Origin of the sequence: Kribbella sp. NPDC051952 (assembly GCF_040680855.1) — a bacterium.
GTDB lineage: Bacteria > Actinomycetota > Actinomycetes > Propionibacteriales > Kribbellaceae > Kribbella.
The window spans coordinates 190,381-206,120 of record NZ_JBFAXQ010000005.1; the positions used below are offsets into that span (position 1 = coordinate 190,381).

Consider the following 15,740-nt stretch of genomic DNA (forward strand, 5'->3'; position numbering starts at 1 on the left):
GATAGTTTCGGCGGCATGAGCGTTGTCGAGCATGTCGTCCTGATTCACGGCACCTGGGGCCGCGGGAACCACTTCCACGAGGCCCGCGCCGCGTTCGAAGCCCGTGGGTTCGTCGTCCATACGCCGACGCTGCGCCACCACGAACTTCCGCTGGAGGAAGGTTCGGCACAGATCGCGACGCTCAGCCTGACCGACTACGTCGACGATCTGGTCAAGGTGTGCGAGTCACTGGATTCACCGCCGCTGATCCTCGGACACTCCCTGGGCGGGTTGCTGGCCCAGCTGGTCGCAGCCCGGACCCCACACGCCGGCCTGATCGCCGTGTGCCCAGCCCCGGCGGCCGGGATCTTCGCCATGTACCCGTCCATGAGCCGCCTGTTCCTCAGCCACTACCTCCAGCCACGCCCCTGGACCAAGCCGCTGCGGCCGACCTGGAAGAAGTTCCACGTCGGCGGCCGCATCACGCAAACCCCCGAAGATTCCCGAGCCCTGTACGAGGACCTGGTCTGCGAGTCAGGCCGCGCGTACTGCGAGATGGCGTTCCCCCAACTCGACCGCCGCAAAGCATCCCGCGTCGACTATGCGAACATCTCCGGCCCGGTCCTGATCTTCGCCGGCACCGAGGACCTCACCGTCGTCCCGGCAGTCTGTCGCGCCGCGGCTGCCAAGTACCCCAACGCCACCTATCAAGAGATCCTCAACGCCGACCACATGCTCCTGTTCGGCAACGTCCTCCAAACCACCATGACCCACATCGACGACTGGCTGGTCGCCAACCACCTCAACTCCCCCGCCACGACGCCCTAGAACGTGGTCGTGAGCTCCTGGGTCTGACCGGTCGCGGCGGCCCGGTACGCGGACTCGATGATGTCGATCACGTGCCGCGCGTGCTCGGCGGTGACGACCGACGGCTTGCCTTCGCGGACCCAATCGACCAGCTGCATCACGTCCTCGTACACGTGCTGCTCTTCGATCTCGCGATGTGCGCCGGTCACGTGCGGAAGCAGCGCCTGGTTGCCCGGCCCACGAGGCGAGAGCTCAGCCGGGTCGCGGTCAGGAAAGTCGAACGGTTCGTCGTTGAGCAGCAGCCCATCGATCGTCCCCTTGGTCCCGTAGTACGTGCCGCTAAACCCGCCTCGCATCCCTCCGGCCGCCGTCCCGGTCGCAACGCAGAACAGGTTGTCCCCGAAGTCGATCAGCACGATGGTGTTGTCGTCGGCTTCCGTGCGTACCTCGGCCCCTCCGCTCGTCCGGAACGGCACCCGTACGCCGGACATCGCCGTCACCCGCTTGGCCGGTCCAAGGATCCCCGTCACCGAGTGCAGCGCGTACACCGTCATGTCGTACATCGGCCCGCCACCCGGCTTCCGGAAGTACCACGACGGATCGATATTCGTCAGTACGTCGCTTCCCGCCCGCACAGCCTCGTCCTCGTGATAGGTCCCGAACGCCGCCCCACAACTGACCCAGGACAACGTCCCGATGGCACCCTCGGCAATCAGCTCCCGCGTCCGCACATGATGCGGCCGCAACATCTCCCCCGGCGAAGCAACAATCCGCAGATCGTTGCCCGCAGCAAGCTCAATCAACTCAGTGGCCTCGGCAACGGTCACCGTCATCGTCTTGTTGAAGTGCACATGCTTTCCCGCCTCCAACGCCAACTTCCCCTGCGCATAATGCAACCCGATCGGCGAAGCGATCGTCACCGCATCAACGTCCCCCCGCTCCAGCAACTCCTCGTACTCCACAAACGCCCGCTCCACCCCAAACCTCTCAGCCGCCGCCTCCGCCCGCCCCACCACCGGATCACAAACAGCAGCCAACCTCACCCGATCCCGCAAATCCGCCTCCCCCAAATGAGGCAAAATCCCCCGAACCGAAATACTCCCCGCCCCCACCACACCCACCCGCACAACATCCGCCATACAAGAATCCTCCCACGCGGTCGGCGGCACGGTCTGCGTTGATAGTCCGCTGTGAGGCGTAGCGCTCGTGGTGACTGTGTGTCACTCTGACCGGAAGGGGTGGATGCGGGCGTAGGCCTGTGGCCGCGATACCCCGGGGGGCTTCATGGTCATCGATCGTGCTGTCGTCGAGAGGTGAATCGGCGACGGCTACTGCTAGTTCGCGACGCGAACGTGGCATGCATTGGCGAGCCGTCGTACGGCTCGTGCTCCCGCACCGGTGCCTGTGTCGAGTGAAGGGGAACTCAAGTGCGTACGTTGATTGTCGAGGTGTTCGACGGGCCCGACGGAGAGAGTTCGTCCGACGGCCGAGTCCGAGACCACGGAGATGCCAGCGAGCTTGCCGAGATCAGGCTGTGGCTTGACGACGAGCAACTCGAACCGGTCGATCGGATTGATGGCACGTGCCTCTTCGAGTTTCCTGACCGGACCGACCTGAGCCGCCTGCGCCTGGCGAGCGGCGGAACACGAGTATCCCTGCCGCAAGGACTTCAGGAGTCGATCGAAGATCCCAGTCAGAGCGCGCGTCTCTTCATCACCCGCCCGGTCACGGATGTCCCGTACGCCTCGCCGTTCGAACCCCGGGTCTGCGCGGAGTCGGCCAAGCAGATGCCTCCACCTGCAACAGCGGGAGTGCCGGGTGACGGCCAAATGCCTCTGAGCGGGGTCGCGACCAAGCAACTGGTGAACTACATAACGCCCGCGCTCGAGCTACGCCCAGAGAACGACTGGTGCCCTGGCTACCTGTACGAGCTCGAGTCGAACTGGGAGCCACTCGGCTGGGGACTTGATGAGTGGGTGGCCACTGTGCCGATGGCTCCCTATGAGGACACCGTGATCGCGGAAGCTGAAATCTCCTCCACGTCATCCGCTCTGACCGGATTCAAAGACAACCGGATCGAGCGGCGCGACGCCTTCAGCCAGGGAGTCGCGGGCAGTCGCGAAGACACCCTGATCCAGGCCAAGGAGCAGGGAACACTGCGTGGATTCACTGCCGGGCTGGGAAAGACCTCCGCGTCGACGGGATCGATCACGCTGGCCGATCCGCTCACCGCGTTGGTTCAGACCGTGACCGGTGCCGTCCAACTCGGGTACGCCACCAACAGCTCACAAACCGAATCCTCAGCCGCGGGGACCTTGTCTCGCGACGTACGTAATGCAGTGGAGGAGAGCACCCGCATCGACAGGATCCGGGCCGCACAGGATCTCGCGGAATCGGCCGGTAGTTTCGCCGACCGGCGCCGGCTTCGAGCAATCCGCAACTCTGCCGGACCGCGCACGCTCAATCTCGGCCTGTTCTCAGTCGTACGACACTGGCTCGTCACGACCGTTCAGTCACGTGTGCGCCCGATCGTCTTTGTTAGAGCGGAATGTGTAGACCGCGCTTTCACACACGAAGACGTGTTCCTACAGCGCTCGGCTCTCAAGGCCTCGCTTCTGGATCAGACGCTCTCCGGCGTGCTCGATGCAGCGGCTGACTCCTATGCGCCGGCCGAGCCCAGCAGCGGCGCCAGCACAGAGAGCATCATCAAGACTGTCCACCTTCAGGCGGACGTCGACGACCCTGCCGCCGGCAAGGGATCGACGATCAGGTTCGGGGCAATCTTCGCCGGCCACCAGGACGAGCTGGCCTACGAAATGGGCGTGACCGCAGACGTCGAGGGCGGCCGAATCACCTGCGACGTAACCGTGGACCGCCCTCTGCGGCAGTTGTCCGGATGGCGGATCACGTTCGTCAACCCAGGTCAGGTTATGGACGACTTCGCGAAACTGACCGACGTGACAGTCACGATGAAGGTCGCCAACACACCGGAACAGGAAGCCGTCACGCACACCGTTCCGCTGCAGCGAACGGTGCGACTGCATGCCAACCGTGCCATCCGATTCGGTCGCCTGGTGCCACGAGAAATGCCGCCGCGATCATCATCGCCCACGCCGGACCTGCTCAGATTGCTTGCCCACCTCGAAGCCCACCGGGCGTACTACCGCCTCGCGATCGATCTCTTGACCGACCCCGCAACCCGCTTCGAGCGGTTGTCCAGACGCGTTGGCAACTCCTGTATGCCCAGCGATATGAAGCCGGTTGGCGTTACAGGTGTCCATCTGGCGTTTCTCACCGAGTCCGCTGGGCGCATGCCTGACAGGCTTCACGAGCCACTTCGTCAACTGGTGGCAACACCAGCCGGCGGGACCTTCGCCGAGGCGATGCCCGGACGTGAACTCGCGGACCAAGAACCAAAGGTTCCGTTCGAGGCCCCACGCATCGCCGGGACGCTGACCTGGCCCGAGCTCAAACCCCCAGCAGCGCAGCCGATCAAGTCGATCGAGGATAAAGACAGCGAGCTGACACCAGCCAAGTCACCAGAGCCAGGGGCGAGTGAGCTGGGCACACAGCTGACCGACGCGAGAGCCGCACTGACCAAGGCTCTCGAGGCGGTGCAGAAGGCCCAAGACGCGTTACCCAAGACCATCCCAGCCAAGCCTGATGCACCGTCAGCCGGTGCCTCCAGCAACGAATCCACGGAGGAGCCGAGCGCCGAGGGCAGTGATAAGAGCAAGTCTTCGGACGGCAAATAGCGGGCGGGCCAGGTCTGCGTGCCTTCGGTGACGGGTCGGCCCTTCGCTTGGTGGCGCCGTACCGGGCGGATAAAGTCTGTGTGTGACCGCAGGGTTCGACTCGTCCATCGATCTGCGATTGTTGCCGTCGTTTCTGGTTCTGGCAGATGAGCTTCATTTCGGGCGGGCAGCGCAGCGGTTGCATATCGCTCAGCCCGCCCTGAGCCAACAGATCGCCAGGCTCGAACGGCAGATCGGCGTACGGCTGTTCGACCGTCCGCCGCAGCCGGTCGCTCTGACTGAGGCTGGTCGTGCGCTGCGTGACCGCGTTGCCCCGGCCCTCCTACTGGTGGAGCAGGGAATCGCCGAGAGCGCAGCGATTGCAGGCGAGCAGCCCGCAACGCTCAGCGTTGGCCACCTGAGCTCCTTCGCGGGCCACCTGATCCCCCTGATTGTTGCCGCAATGCGCGCCAAACACCCGCAACTCACGCTGACCCTTCACGAGGCGGGTCTCTCCAATCAGCTCGCAGCGCTGCGGCAGAGCCGGATCCAGATCGGGCTGGTCCACACGAACCCCGATCTGCCCCTGACCGTGCCGGACCTGCGAACTATCACGATCGCAACCGGTCCACGCACGATCGTCCTGCCCACGCAGCATCCGTTGGCGTCGAAGGACGCTGTGGTGCTGTCCGATGCTGCGTCGGAGCCCTTCGTTCTTCCGTCGGGCGATGCGCGGTCGGGTGCTCGCTCCGGGGTAGTCGGTGCCTGTCAGAGGTACGGCTTCACGCCGCTGGCCGCGGCGCAGGCCAACGACACGGGTGTCATGCTCAACCTGGTTGCCGCGGGGGCGGGTGTCGCGTTGATGCCCTGGATCGTCACCGCCGTACTGCCCCCTGGCGTGATTGCCCGGCCACTCGTCGACGAGCAGTGCGAGCTGGTCGCACTCACCGCGCCAGACTCACCCCGTCTGTTGAGCACGCTCGTTACCGCTGCTCGCGAGGCAGTACGGCGGTTGACCACCACGAACAACTGAGGCCCGGTCGCACGCCGATGCACCGACGTTATCGACCATGCGTAACCAGTATTTGATGCCGGATCACCCGCCGAGCACCCTTGCCACATGACATCTCTGACCGATCTCGAAGGCAGGCTGAGCCCGGCATTGCCGCCAGCCGATATCAAGACCGCGAACGCCAACGATGTACGTCGTTTCGTCTACACCTGGTTCACGCTGTTCGAGCACCGTGCACAGGCTGACCAGCTGACGGCATATCTGACCACCAACGAACCGCTGAGCCTGGCCGTCGGCGGCGCCGAGACGATGCGCGACGTCCAGCAGTTCGCCGACTGGTACGAGCAGTTGCTCGCCAACACGCTGTGGAACTTCCACGAACTGTCGCATCTCACGGTCGACCTCGCCGACGAAGGCCATTACGACGTCGCAATCGACATCGACTGGCAAGGGGCCGTCACCGACGAGTCGGAGTGGCCCACGAACCTACCTGAGCGCATGTTCCGCTTCGAGGTACGTCAGGTCTGGCGGCTTGCGATCGAGCCGGGCAACGCGCTCGACAACCCGTTCTCGATCGTCAGCATCGACACCACGTTCAGATAGCGGTCCGGCGCGAGCGATGCCGCGCGGGCATCACCCCGAGCCCGTCAACACAGCTGCTCGACCCGCGGACGGCTGCTAAGCAGTCGACGCGGGCGGCAGCCCGCAGATGCCCGCGGCAGCGGGCCATCCGGCGATGAGCCGGGGGTGGGTGGGAGCGCGCGTAGCGGGGGCGTTGAGGAGCGGAGCGACGAAGTAGCGCCTGCGTCGCACGCGTGGGCTGGACCCAATGCTTCTAGAAGGGGAGTTTGGGTTGGGGGGGTGCGTGGGTGGGGTCTACGCCGTCGAAGAGGCTGCTTACTGATTCGCCGTCGTGGATTCGTTTGATGGCTTCCGCGAACAAACCGGCGACGGTGCTTACCTGGAGTTCGGGGAAGCCGTCCGGGCGGGGGACGGTGTCGGTGCTGATGACCTCGGTGATCGACGGGTGGGAGCGGAGCCGCTCGACCGCGGGCCCAGCGAACAGGCCGTGGGTGGTGGCGACCGCGGCCTGGGTGCAGCCGCGGTCTTTCAACCGGTCCAGGAGTTCGACGATGGAGCCGCCGGTGGCGATTTCGTCGTCGAGGATGATGGCTCGTTTGCCGGCGACGTCGCCGACGATGGCGTCGATGATGACGCGGTCGTCGGCGAGGCGTTGCTTGCTGCCGGCGGCGACCGGGAGGCCGAGGAGGCGGGCGAACTGGGTGGCGGTCTTCGCGTTCCCGAGGTCGGGGCTGACCACGACGGTGTCGGACAGATCGCGGCCGCGGAAGTGATCCGCGAGTACGCCGATTGCTGTCAGGTGATCGACCGGCACCGAGAAGAAGCCGTGGACCTGGGGTGCGTGCAGGGCCATCGTGAGGACCCGGTCGACGCCCGCCGTGACGAGGAGGTCCGCGACCAGGCGGCCGCCGATCGAGATGCGGGACGCGTCCTTCTTGTCCGACCGTGCGTACGCGTAGTGCGGCATCACCGCGGTGATCTGCTGCGCCGACGCACCACGGGCCGCGTCGATCATCAGCAGCAGCTCCATCAGGTGCTCCTGCGTCGGCGGCACCAGTGGTTGCACGATGTACACGTCTCGCTGCCGACAGTTCTCCTGCAGTTGCACCTGCAGGCAGTCGTTGCTGAAACGATGGATCTCCACCGGTGCGAGCGGTACGCCGAGATCGGCACAGATCCGCTCCGCCAAACCAGTGTGGGCACTTCCGCTGAACACGACGATCTCTCGCACGGCTCTCCCCGAACGCTGCGACCCCGACACCCGCAGCTTATCTCGAAGTTCCGCTCCGAAACTCAACAACTGGCGGGGGTCGTGACATCTCTGAGGAGGTGGGCCACCTGGCCCGCCACTCTCCCGTCCCCCGAGGAGCTACTCAGTGCACATCAGACCCGGTCCGCGGTGGATCGCCGCCGTGGTTCTCACCCTCTCCGCCGGGCTGATCACCCAGCATCCTGCCGGCCCCGCCCACGCCTCTCCCACGAAGAACACCCAGGACCGGGGCGTGACCCTGATCACCGGCGACCGCGTCGTCTTGGTCGGCGGCGACGTGACCAAGCCGCGGATCGAGCCCGGTCCGGGGCGCCGGAACATCCCATACCGGACGCTGTACGCCAACGGCGGTCTCACGGTCATCCCCGCCGACGTGGCCGCCGACGTCGCAGCCGGCACACTCGACCGCCGGCTCTTCGAGATCGGCACCTTGCTCGACGACCACTACGACGATGCGAGTACGCCGTCGATCCCACTGATCGTCACGTACGCCGGTCGCGCCGCCGCGCACCCGGCCCTGTCCAAGGCCACCACGACCCACGAACTGCCATCGGTCAACGGACGAGCCGTCAAGGTGACGAAGAAGGACGCCGGCGCGTTCCTGGCCGGCCTCCGAACTGCCCGCTCTTCCGGACCGGCGAAGATCTGGCTCGACGGCAAACGCAAGGTGTCCCTCGACCAGTCGGTCCCGCAGATCGGTGCTCCGGAGGCGTGGAAGGCGGGCTACACCGGTAAGGGGGTCAAGATCGCCGTCCTCGACACGGGGGTCGACAGTACTCACCCGGACCTTTCCACACAGGTCGCCGAGACGAGGAACTTCACCGACGGTCCGCCGGAGGACCAGATCGGCCACGGCACCCATGTCGCCTCGACGATCGCCGGAACGGGCGCAGCGTCCGGAGGCAAGTACCGCGGCGTCGCCCCCGACGCCAGGCTGTACGCCGGCAAGGTCTGTATCGCCGACTGTCTCGAATCCTCGATTCTCGCCGGGATGGAATGGGCAGCCACCGAAGTCCACGCCACGGCGGTGAACTTGAGCCTCGGCGGCCCGAACGCCCCGGAGACGGATCCGCTCGAGGAGGCCGTCAGCCGGCTCACGGCGGAGACCGGGACGCTGTTCGTGATCGCGGCCGGCAATTCCGGTCCCCGTGCCGGGACGGTCGAGTCGCCGGGCAGCGCGGAGGCGGCACTGACGGTCGGTGCGGTGGACAAGCAGGACCGCTTGGCCGACTTCTCCAGCCGGGGACCCGGGCTTGGAGACGGCGCGATCAAGCCCGACGTCACCGCGCCGGGCGTGGCCATCACCGCGGCCCGACCGCTGAACAAGGGTGTGCCGCCGTACCAGTCCATGTCGGGCACATCGATGGCGACGCCGCACACTGCCGGCGCAATCGCGCTGCTAGCCCAGGAGCACCCGGACTGGCGGGCCGCTGAACTCAAGGCCGCACTCATGACCTCGGCCAAGCAGTTGCCCGGGCTGACTCCGTTCGAGCAGGGCGCCGGCCGGATCGATGTCGGCCAGGCGACACGACAGACCCTGATCGCTGCTCCGGCCACCGTCTCGTTCGGCACCGCGGTCTGGCCGCATCAGGACGACGCTCCGGTCACCAAGACGGTGACGTATCGCAACACGGCTACGCAGCCCGTCACGCTCCAGCTCACCACGACCTTCACCGGGCCGGACGGTCGGTCGGCACCCGCCGACGCCCTCCGGGTCAGCGCGAGCACACTGACGGTTCCAGCGGGCGGTACGGCGAGTGTCGAGCTCACCTCGGACACCCGGCACAACGGTCCCGACGGTGCGTACAGCGGAAGCCTGGCCGCCACCAGCCCGAGCGGGACGGTGACCTCCCTACTCACTCTCAACAAAGAGGTCGAGAGCTACGACCTGACCGTTCACTCGGTCGGCCCGAGCGGCCAGCAGGCCGACAGCTACTCGGCCATCTACGGCATAGACACCGGTCAGTTCGAAGTGGCCGCGATCCCCGGGGGCACCTTGACCCGGCGCCTGCCCAAAGGGCGATACCTGATCGACAACTATCAGTACTACCCACAGCCGGACGGCCGGACCCCGGTGTACCTGATGCTCAGTCCGAATACCGCGGTGACCGCCGCGACAGCGGTCACCTTCGACGCCCGGACCTCGAAGCCGTACGACGTCACCGTGCCTGAGCCCGAAGCCGCACCGCTGTTCGCCGAGGTCCACTACGAGATCACGAGGCCCAACACGGCGGCGGCAAGCATCATTACCTACCGGCCGGACGACCTGTACACAGCGCAGGTCGGCACCCCGTCTCCGGCCGGCGAGCTCAGATCCTGGCTGGCCAGTTCCTGGGTCAAGTTCGATGCGTTCGGCCACTACGACGAAACACCGTTCCTGTATCACACGATGGATCCGACACTGTCCGGGTTCCCGACCGGGCTCGCCCGGACGGTCCGTCCCGGCGACCTGGCGGTCATCGACCAGGAGGTGTACCGCGCGTCCTCCGACCAGGACGCGGTCACACTGCTCGGCAGCGTCGCCGGCAGCCGCTTCTGGACAGCCGAGCAGGTTCCACCCATCTACACGGTGCCCGCCAAGCGGAAGGTGTACGTCGACACCGGACAGGCAGTCTGGTCGACGGTAGTGGACGAACTGAGGGCACCGTGGGCGGGCAGCGTCGTCAGTCCCGCGACGGCCTACGGCGCCGGGAACAGCTATCGGCAACCTCTCGATGTCGCTGTGTTCGCACCCGCTCCGGACACTGCGACCCGATCCGGCGACACGTTGAACATCGTGGTCGATCCGACCAGCGATGCCACCGGAGCTGCGGGTACGACGATGGCCGATACCGAGTCAACCCTGCTCTTCAAGGACGGGCAGAAGGTCGCAAGCTCGCCGACGTTCGGCAGCCTCAAGGTAGTTGGGCTTGCGGCCGGCAACGCACAGTACGTGGTCGAAGCGGCGCTGACGAGACCGACCTACTCCAGCTACTCGACTCGCATCAGCGGGCGGTGGAGTTTCAGCTCGTCGGCCGCGCAGGAGGTCCTTCCTGTCCTTGGGATTCGGTACCAGCCTCCCGTCGACGTCAACAACACGGTGGCTCGCACCCCGGTCACGCGGTTCCCGGTGGTCGTCGTACCGCAGCATGGTGTCAGCTTGCCGGGGTTGAGTGACGTGACGGTTCAGTACTCGGCAGATGACGGGACGACGTGGCAAGCCGCGACGCTTCGGTCCACCGGGAGCGGTCGCTACGAGGCGACCTTCCCGACGCCGAAGGACGGAGATGCTGTCTCGCTCAAGACCAAGGTCACCGACCGAAACGGGAACACGTCAGAGCTGACGACGATCGCCGCCTACTTCTACCGCTGATCAGCTGATGATCGACGCGAGGACTGCCGCAGCTCTGCGGCAGTCCTCCGCGGCCGCGTCCAAGTGGGTGACGACGCGGAGCTGGGTGGCGCCGACGCCGCTGATGAGGACGCCGGCCTCGCGAGCAGCCGCGACGACGTCGGCGACGGACTTGCCGGTTGAGGACAGGTCTACGACCACGATGTTCGTCTCGACCTGGTCGGGCTTGACCGAGCCGGGGGCGGCATCCGCGAGTACCTCGGCGATCACGCGGGCGTTGGCGTGGTCTTCGGCCAGGCGGTCGATGTTGTGTTCGAGGGCGTAGAGGCCGGCAGCCGCTAGTACGCCGGCTTGGCGCCAGCCAGCGCCCAACCGCTTGCGCCATACGCGGGCCTCGGCGATCAGGTCGGCCGAGCCGACGAGAACCGAGCCGACCGGTGCGCCCAGGCCTTTGGAGAGGCAGACGCTCGCTGCGGCCGCACGGGAGGCGTACGCCGAAGCGGGACGGCCGGTGGCCACGGACGCGTTCCACAGGCGGGCGCCGTCGAGGTGCAGCGGGATGCCGCGGGTATCCAGTTCGTCGGCGAGAGCGTCGTACGCGTGCTGGATCGCGCCGCCGCCGAAGTTGTGGGTGTTCTCGACCGAGACGGCGGCCGTCTGGACGAAGTACGGGCCGAGGTCCGGGGCGATCAGCGCCCGGATCTGCTCCAGATCGATCAGCCCGGATGCCGACCACGTCCGCGTGGTGACCCCACTCGCTGCCGCGTGTGAGCCGAGCTCGGCCCGCACGATGTGCGCGCTCGCCTCGCACAGGACCTCGCCGCCGCGTGGGACGAGTGACATCACGCCCAACACGTTGGCCAACGAGCCGGTGACGGTGAACAGGCCGGCCTCGTGCCCGAGCAGGCCGGCGACCGTCTCCTCGAGCTGGTTGACCGTCGGGTCCTCGCCGTACACGTCGTCGCCGAGAGGTGCTGACGTCATCGCTGTCAGCATGCCCGCGGACGGCTTCGTGACCGTGTCCGACCGCAGGTCGATCATGATTGGGCGCCGCGCAGCCGTTCGGCCACGAGGAAGGCGAGCTCGAGCGACTGGTGCCGGTTCAGGCGCGGGTCGCAGGCGGTCTCGTAGCGGTTCACGAGGTCCTCCGCGACGAGCTCCTCACCGCCGCCGAGGCACTCGGTCACGTCGTCGCCGGTGAGCTCCATGTGCACACCGCCCGGCCACGTCCCGACCTGCTCGTGCGCGTCGAAGAAGCCCTGCACCTCGTCCATCACGTCGTCGAAGTTGCGGGTCTTGTACCCGTTCGGCGTCTCGTAGGTGTTCCCGTGCATCGGGTCGCACACCCACGCGATCGGCGAACCGTGGTCGCGGACCGCCTCCAGCAGCGGCGGCAGCCCCGAGCGGATCTTGCCCGCGCCCATCCGGGTGATGAACGTGAGCCGGCCCTCGATGCCCTTCGGGTTCAGCTTGTCGATCAGGGTCCGGATGTACTCCGGAGTCGTGGTCGGACCGATCTTCACCCCGAGCGGGTTGCTGAGGGAGGCCAGGAACTCGACATGCGCACCGTCGAGCTGGCGGGTCCGCTCCCCCACCCAGAGCAGGTGGCCGGAGACGTCGTACGGGAGCTCGGTGCGCGAGTCGATCCGGGTCATCGCGTGTTCGTACTCGAGGATCAGGGCCTCGTGGGACGCGTAGAAGTCGACGGTCTTGAACTCGTCAGCGGTCGCTCCGCAGGCGCGCATGAAGGCGAGGGCGCGCTCGATCTCGGAGGCGAGTTGTTCGTAGCGCCGGCCTACCGGGGACGACTTCACGAAGTCGGTGTTCCAGGCGTGCACCTGGTGCAGGTCGGCGTACCCACCGGTGGTGAAGGCGCGGGTCAGGTTGAGGGTCGCGGCGGCCGCGTTGTAGACGCCGCGGAGGCGCTGCGGGTCCGGGATCCGGGACTCGGGGGTGAACTCGAAGCCGTTGACCGCGTCACCGCGGTACGACGGGAGCGTGACGCCGTCGCGGGTCTCCTCGCCGGAGCTGCGGGGCTTGGCGTACTGGCCGGCGATGCGGCCGATCTTCACGACGGGGACGCTGGCGGCGTACTGGAGTACGACGGACATCTGCAGGAGGACCCGTAGCTTGGCGCGGATATTCTCCGCGGTCACGCCGTCGAAGGTCTCGGCGCAGTCGCCGCCCTGCAGGATGAACGCCTCGCCGCGGGCGACCGCGCCGATCTTGGTGGTCAGGTCGTCGCACTCACCGGCGAACACCAGCGGCGGGAGCTTCCGGAGCTCACGCATCACCTGATCTACCGCGGCCCCATCAGGCCACTCCGGCTGCTGCAGCGGCTTCAGCGCCCGCAACTCATCCAGACTCGGAACACCCGGAACTTCCCCCACACCCAACGTCGCGAATTGCATGCCCCCAACCTTAGGGCAGCCCCCAGAACCCTCCGTCACCATCTCACCCATCCCGCCGGGCGCACGAGTCCGGGTGGGGAGGTTCGTCCTCCCGATCCGGGGCTAAATCCTCCCCACACCGGATATCCACAAGCGACGAAGAGGACGGAGGTGTGGGGGTGGAACGACGGCATGTTGTAGGTGAAGGAAGGAGGATGGATGGGGAGGACGACTGACGGGGAGGTCGCGGAGTTCGTGGAACTGCGCCGTCGGCAGGCTGGAGCGTTCAGTCGGGCCCAGGCCAAAGCGCACAGGATCACGGACAAGGTGCTTCAGCGGCGGTGCCGGGCGCGGCAGATACAGCGGGTCCACAGCGGGGTGTACGTCGACTTCACCGGGCCATTGCCGTGGGAGACGAGGATGTGGGCCGCTTGGCTTGCCTGTGGACCAGAGACAGCGCTGACGGGTGAAACGGCCCTGCGGCGGTACGGCGTCACCGGCGACTGGCGAGACGATCGGATCCAGCTCGCGCTCCCCCATTCCAGGAGGGTTGATCCGCGTCCTGGCGTGGCCATCAGCCGGCACCGCGACCTCGCCTCACTCCTGCACGGGTCGCGTGAGCCGCGGATGGTGAGATTGGACGTCGCGTTGCTGGTCACCGCCAGCGCCGATCCAGATGTGGCCGGGCGGGCCGCCGTGCTGCTCGACGCCTGCCGGCAGCGCCGTACGACGCCGGCTCGGCTGCTGGCGGAGCTGGACTCGTTCACGCAGCTCCCTGGGCGACGGATGCTCCGTCAGATTCTGGGCGATGCGGCCGAAGGCGTTCACTCGTTCCTCGAACAGGCCTACCTGCGACGGGTCGAACGAGCTCACGGTCTACCGAAGGCAGGACGCCAGGTTCGCGCGTCGACCACAGCAGGAGTCGTCTATCGAGACGTCGAGTATCCGTCGTACGGCGTCGTCGTCGAGCTCGACGGGCAAGCCGGGCACGCCGACTCGATCAGCCGCTGGCGCGACATGACCAGGGACAACGCCGCTGCGACGAGCGGCAAGCTGACCCTGCGGTTCGGCTATCAGCTGGTCAGTCAGCCGTGCGAGACCGCATTCCAGGTAGCTGCCGCCCTCCACTACCGCGGTTGGCGCGGCTCACCCCGCCCGTGCTCCCCGACCTGCCTCGTCGTCACCCCTTCATTCCACCGAGGTGGGGAGGATTTCATCCCGAATAGGTAGCAACATCCTCCCCAACCCTTGCAGGTGAGGGAGGCGCTCAGGTGAGGGAGGCGGTTAGGTGAGGGAGCTGGGGTCGGTGGGGACGTCTACGGCGTGTTGGCGGAGGACGGCTAGGGGGATGGTGTCTAGGGAGCGGGCGTGGGTGGAGGCTAGTACGACGGGAGCCGCGGCGCCGGCGTGGTAGGACTGGAGCCAGCGGGCGGCGACCACGCACCAGCGGTCGCCGGGCTTGAGACCAGCGAAGCCGAACTCGGGGCGTGGGGTGACCAGGTCGTTCCCGACCGAGGTCTGGTGGGCGAGGAACTCCGTCGTCACGACCGCGCAGACGGTGTGACTGCCCAGGTCCTCCGGCCCGCTCGTACAGCAGCCGTCGCGGTAGAAGCCCGTGACCGGATCGGTCCCGCACTCCTGCAGCGGCTCACCGAGAACGTTCAGGTCGCTGTCCATGGCCGACATCCTGACCCGAGCGAGGGGCGAACTACGTCAGCTGGCCTTGGTGTCGCCGAGCCGGAGGTGCTCGTCGACCGACTCACCGGCCTTGATGAGCTCCTTGGCCTTGTCGGCGTACATGTCGACGTACTCCTGGCCGGACAGCTCCATCATCGCGTACATGATCTCGTCCGTGACCGACCGGAGGACGAAGCGGTCCCGCTCCATGCCTTCGTACCGGGAGAAGTCCAGCGGCTTGCCGATCGCGACACCCGGGCGGACCAGCCGCGGCAGGCGGCGACCCGGCTCGCGGATCAGCCATTGCGGCCAGATCGTGCCCGGCGGCTGCAGCTTCTCGGTGTCGATCATCGCGACCGGGATGACCGGCACACCGGCCACGATCGCCATCCGGGCCACGCCGGTCTTGCCCTTGTAGAGCCGGCCGTCGGGTGAGCGCGTGCCCTCGGGGTAGATCCCGAACAGCTCGCCCTTCTTCAGGATGTCCAGCCCGGTGTTCAGCGCGGCCAGCGAGGCCCGCCCGCCGGAGCGGTCGATCGGGATCTGACCCACCGACCGGAAGAACGTCGCGACCAGCTTCCCCTTCAGCCCGGGCGCGGTGAAGTACTCCGATTTCGCCGGGAAGACGATCTGCCGCGGGACGGCGACCGGCAGGAAGATCGAGTCGCAGAACGCCAGGTGGTTGCTGACGAGCAGCGCGGGCCCTTCGTCCGGGATGTTCTCCAGTCCGCTCACCTTGGGGCGGAACAGCAGTTTCACCAACGGTGCGACGAAGAACCGTCTGAGGAACAGGTACAGCATCGCCTTACCTCCGTCACTCGTCCGCTCGTCCACCGCCGTTCCGGCCGGCTTTCAGACCCAGTACCCAGTGTCCGCCGGTTGCGACGGTCGCGACAGCTCTGACGCCGACCATCGGCAGGACCCTACGTTCCAGCTTCCCTCTCAGGCAATGTCACCG

General features: G+C 66.8%; 12 protein-coding genes. 6 read left to right on the forward strand and 6 right to left on the reverse strand.

All coding sequences use genetic code 11. The features are described 5' to 3' along the window. Positions 1–15 precede the first annotated feature (15 nt). Positions 16–807 carry an alpha/beta fold hydrolase gene (locus AB0L70_RS12365; RefSeq protein ID WP_363683027.1) on the forward strand — a complete coding sequence of 264 codons (792 nt, stop codon included), beginning with the start codon at positions 16–18 and terminating at the stop codon, positions 805–807. On the opposite strand, the gene AB0L70_RS12370 is transcribed toward AB0L70_RS12365, so the two are convergent. Further along, positions 804–1,925, reverse strand: coding sequence for a Gfo/Idh/MocA family oxidoreductase (locus AB0L70_RS12370; protein ID WP_363683029.1), 1,122 nt, complete (start codon positions 1,923–1,925; stop codon positions 804–806). The two genes, AB0L70_RS12365 and AB0L70_RS12370, sit on opposite strands and share 4 nt — an antisense overlap. A 288-nt stretch (positions 1,926–2,213) precedes the next feature. Here AB0L70_RS12370 and AB0L70_RS12375 point away from each other — a divergent pair, with 288 nt between their 5' ends. From AB0L70_RS12375 to AB0L70_RS12385, 3 genes are all read left to right on the forward strand, one after another. Beyond that, positions 2,214–4,541 (forward strand): hypothetical protein, encoded by a 2,328-nt coding sequence (locus AB0L70_RS12375; RefSeq protein WP_363683031.1) that lies wholly within the window; start codon positions 2,214–2,216, stop codon positions 4,539–4,541. 82 nt (positions 4,542–4,623) lie between these two features. Continuing rightward, positions 4,624–5,553 (forward strand): LysR substrate-binding domain-containing protein, encoded by a 930-nt coding sequence (locus AB0L70_RS12380; protein ID WP_363683033.1) that lies wholly within the window; start codon positions 4,624–4,626, stop codon positions 5,551–5,553. Between the two features lie 87 nt (positions 5,554–5,640). Then, a complete protein-coding gene (locus AB0L70_RS12385; protein ID WP_363683035.1) occupies positions 5,641–6,135 on the forward strand; it encodes a hypothetical protein in 495 nt (164 codons plus the stop codon). A gap of 232 nt (positions 6,136–6,367) precedes the next feature. Here the strand turns inward: AB0L70_RS12385 and AB0L70_RS12390 are convergent, their stop codons facing one another. Further along, the gene (locus AB0L70_RS12390; RefSeq protein WP_363683037.1) at positions 6,368–7,345 is read right to left on the reverse strand and encodes a ribose-phosphate pyrophosphokinase; all 978 of its coding nucleotides are present in this window, start codon (positions 7,343–7,345) and stop codon (positions 6,368–6,370) included. A gap of 145 nt (positions 7,346–7,490) precedes the next feature. Between AB0L70_RS12390 and AB0L70_RS12395 the strand changes: the two genes are divergently transcribed. Beyond that, the gene (locus tag AB0L70_RS12395; protein ID WP_363683039.1) at positions 7,491–10,736 is read left to right on the forward strand and encodes a S8 family serine peptidase; all 3,246 of its coding nucleotides are present in this window, start codon (positions 7,491–7,493) and stop codon (positions 10,734–10,736) included. On the opposite strand, the gene AB0L70_RS12400 is transcribed toward AB0L70_RS12395, so the two are convergent. Together AB0L70_RS12400 and AB0L70_RS12405 are read right to left on the reverse strand one after the other, a co-directional pair. Beyond that, on the reverse strand, positions 10,737–11,756 hold the full coding sequence (locus AB0L70_RS12400; RefSeq protein ID WP_363683041.1) for a GntG family PLP-dependent aldolase: 1,020 nt from the start codon (positions 11,754–11,756) through the stop codon (positions 10,737–10,739). Continuing rightward, the gene (locus AB0L70_RS12405) at positions 11,753–13,126 is read right to left on the reverse strand and encodes a class II 3-deoxy-7-phosphoheptulonate synthase (RefSeq protein WP_363683043.1); all 1,374 of its coding nucleotides are present in this window, start codon (positions 13,124–13,126) and stop codon (positions 11,753–11,755) included. Before AB0L70_RS12405 ends, AB0L70_RS12400 begins: the two co-directional genes overlap by 4 nt. A gap of 198 nt (positions 13,127–13,324) precedes the next feature. Between AB0L70_RS12405 and AB0L70_RS12410 the strand changes: the two genes are divergently transcribed. Then, positions 13,325–14,335: a hypothetical protein gene (locus AB0L70_RS12410; protein ID WP_363683045.1), complete on the forward strand. Its 1,011-nt coding sequence runs from the start codon at positions 13,325–13,327 to the stop codon at positions 14,333–14,335. A gap of 54 nt (positions 14,336–14,389) precedes the next feature. Here AB0L70_RS12410 and AB0L70_RS12415 read toward each other — a convergent pair whose 3' ends face one another. Together AB0L70_RS12415 and AB0L70_RS12420 are read right to left on the reverse strand one after the other, a co-directional pair. Further along, positions 14,390–14,782: a DUF2237 domain-containing protein gene (locus tag AB0L70_RS12415; protein ID WP_363683047.1), complete on the reverse strand. Its 393-nt coding sequence runs from the start codon at positions 14,780–14,782 to the stop codon at positions 14,390–14,392. A gap of 36 nt (positions 14,783–14,818) precedes the next feature. Further along, positions 14,819–15,583, reverse strand: a complete 765-nt coding sequence (locus AB0L70_RS12420) for a lysophospholipid acyltransferase family protein (protein WP_363683395.1) — start codon at positions 15,581–15,583, stop codon at positions 14,819–14,821. Positions 15,584–15,740 lie beyond the last annotated feature (157 nt).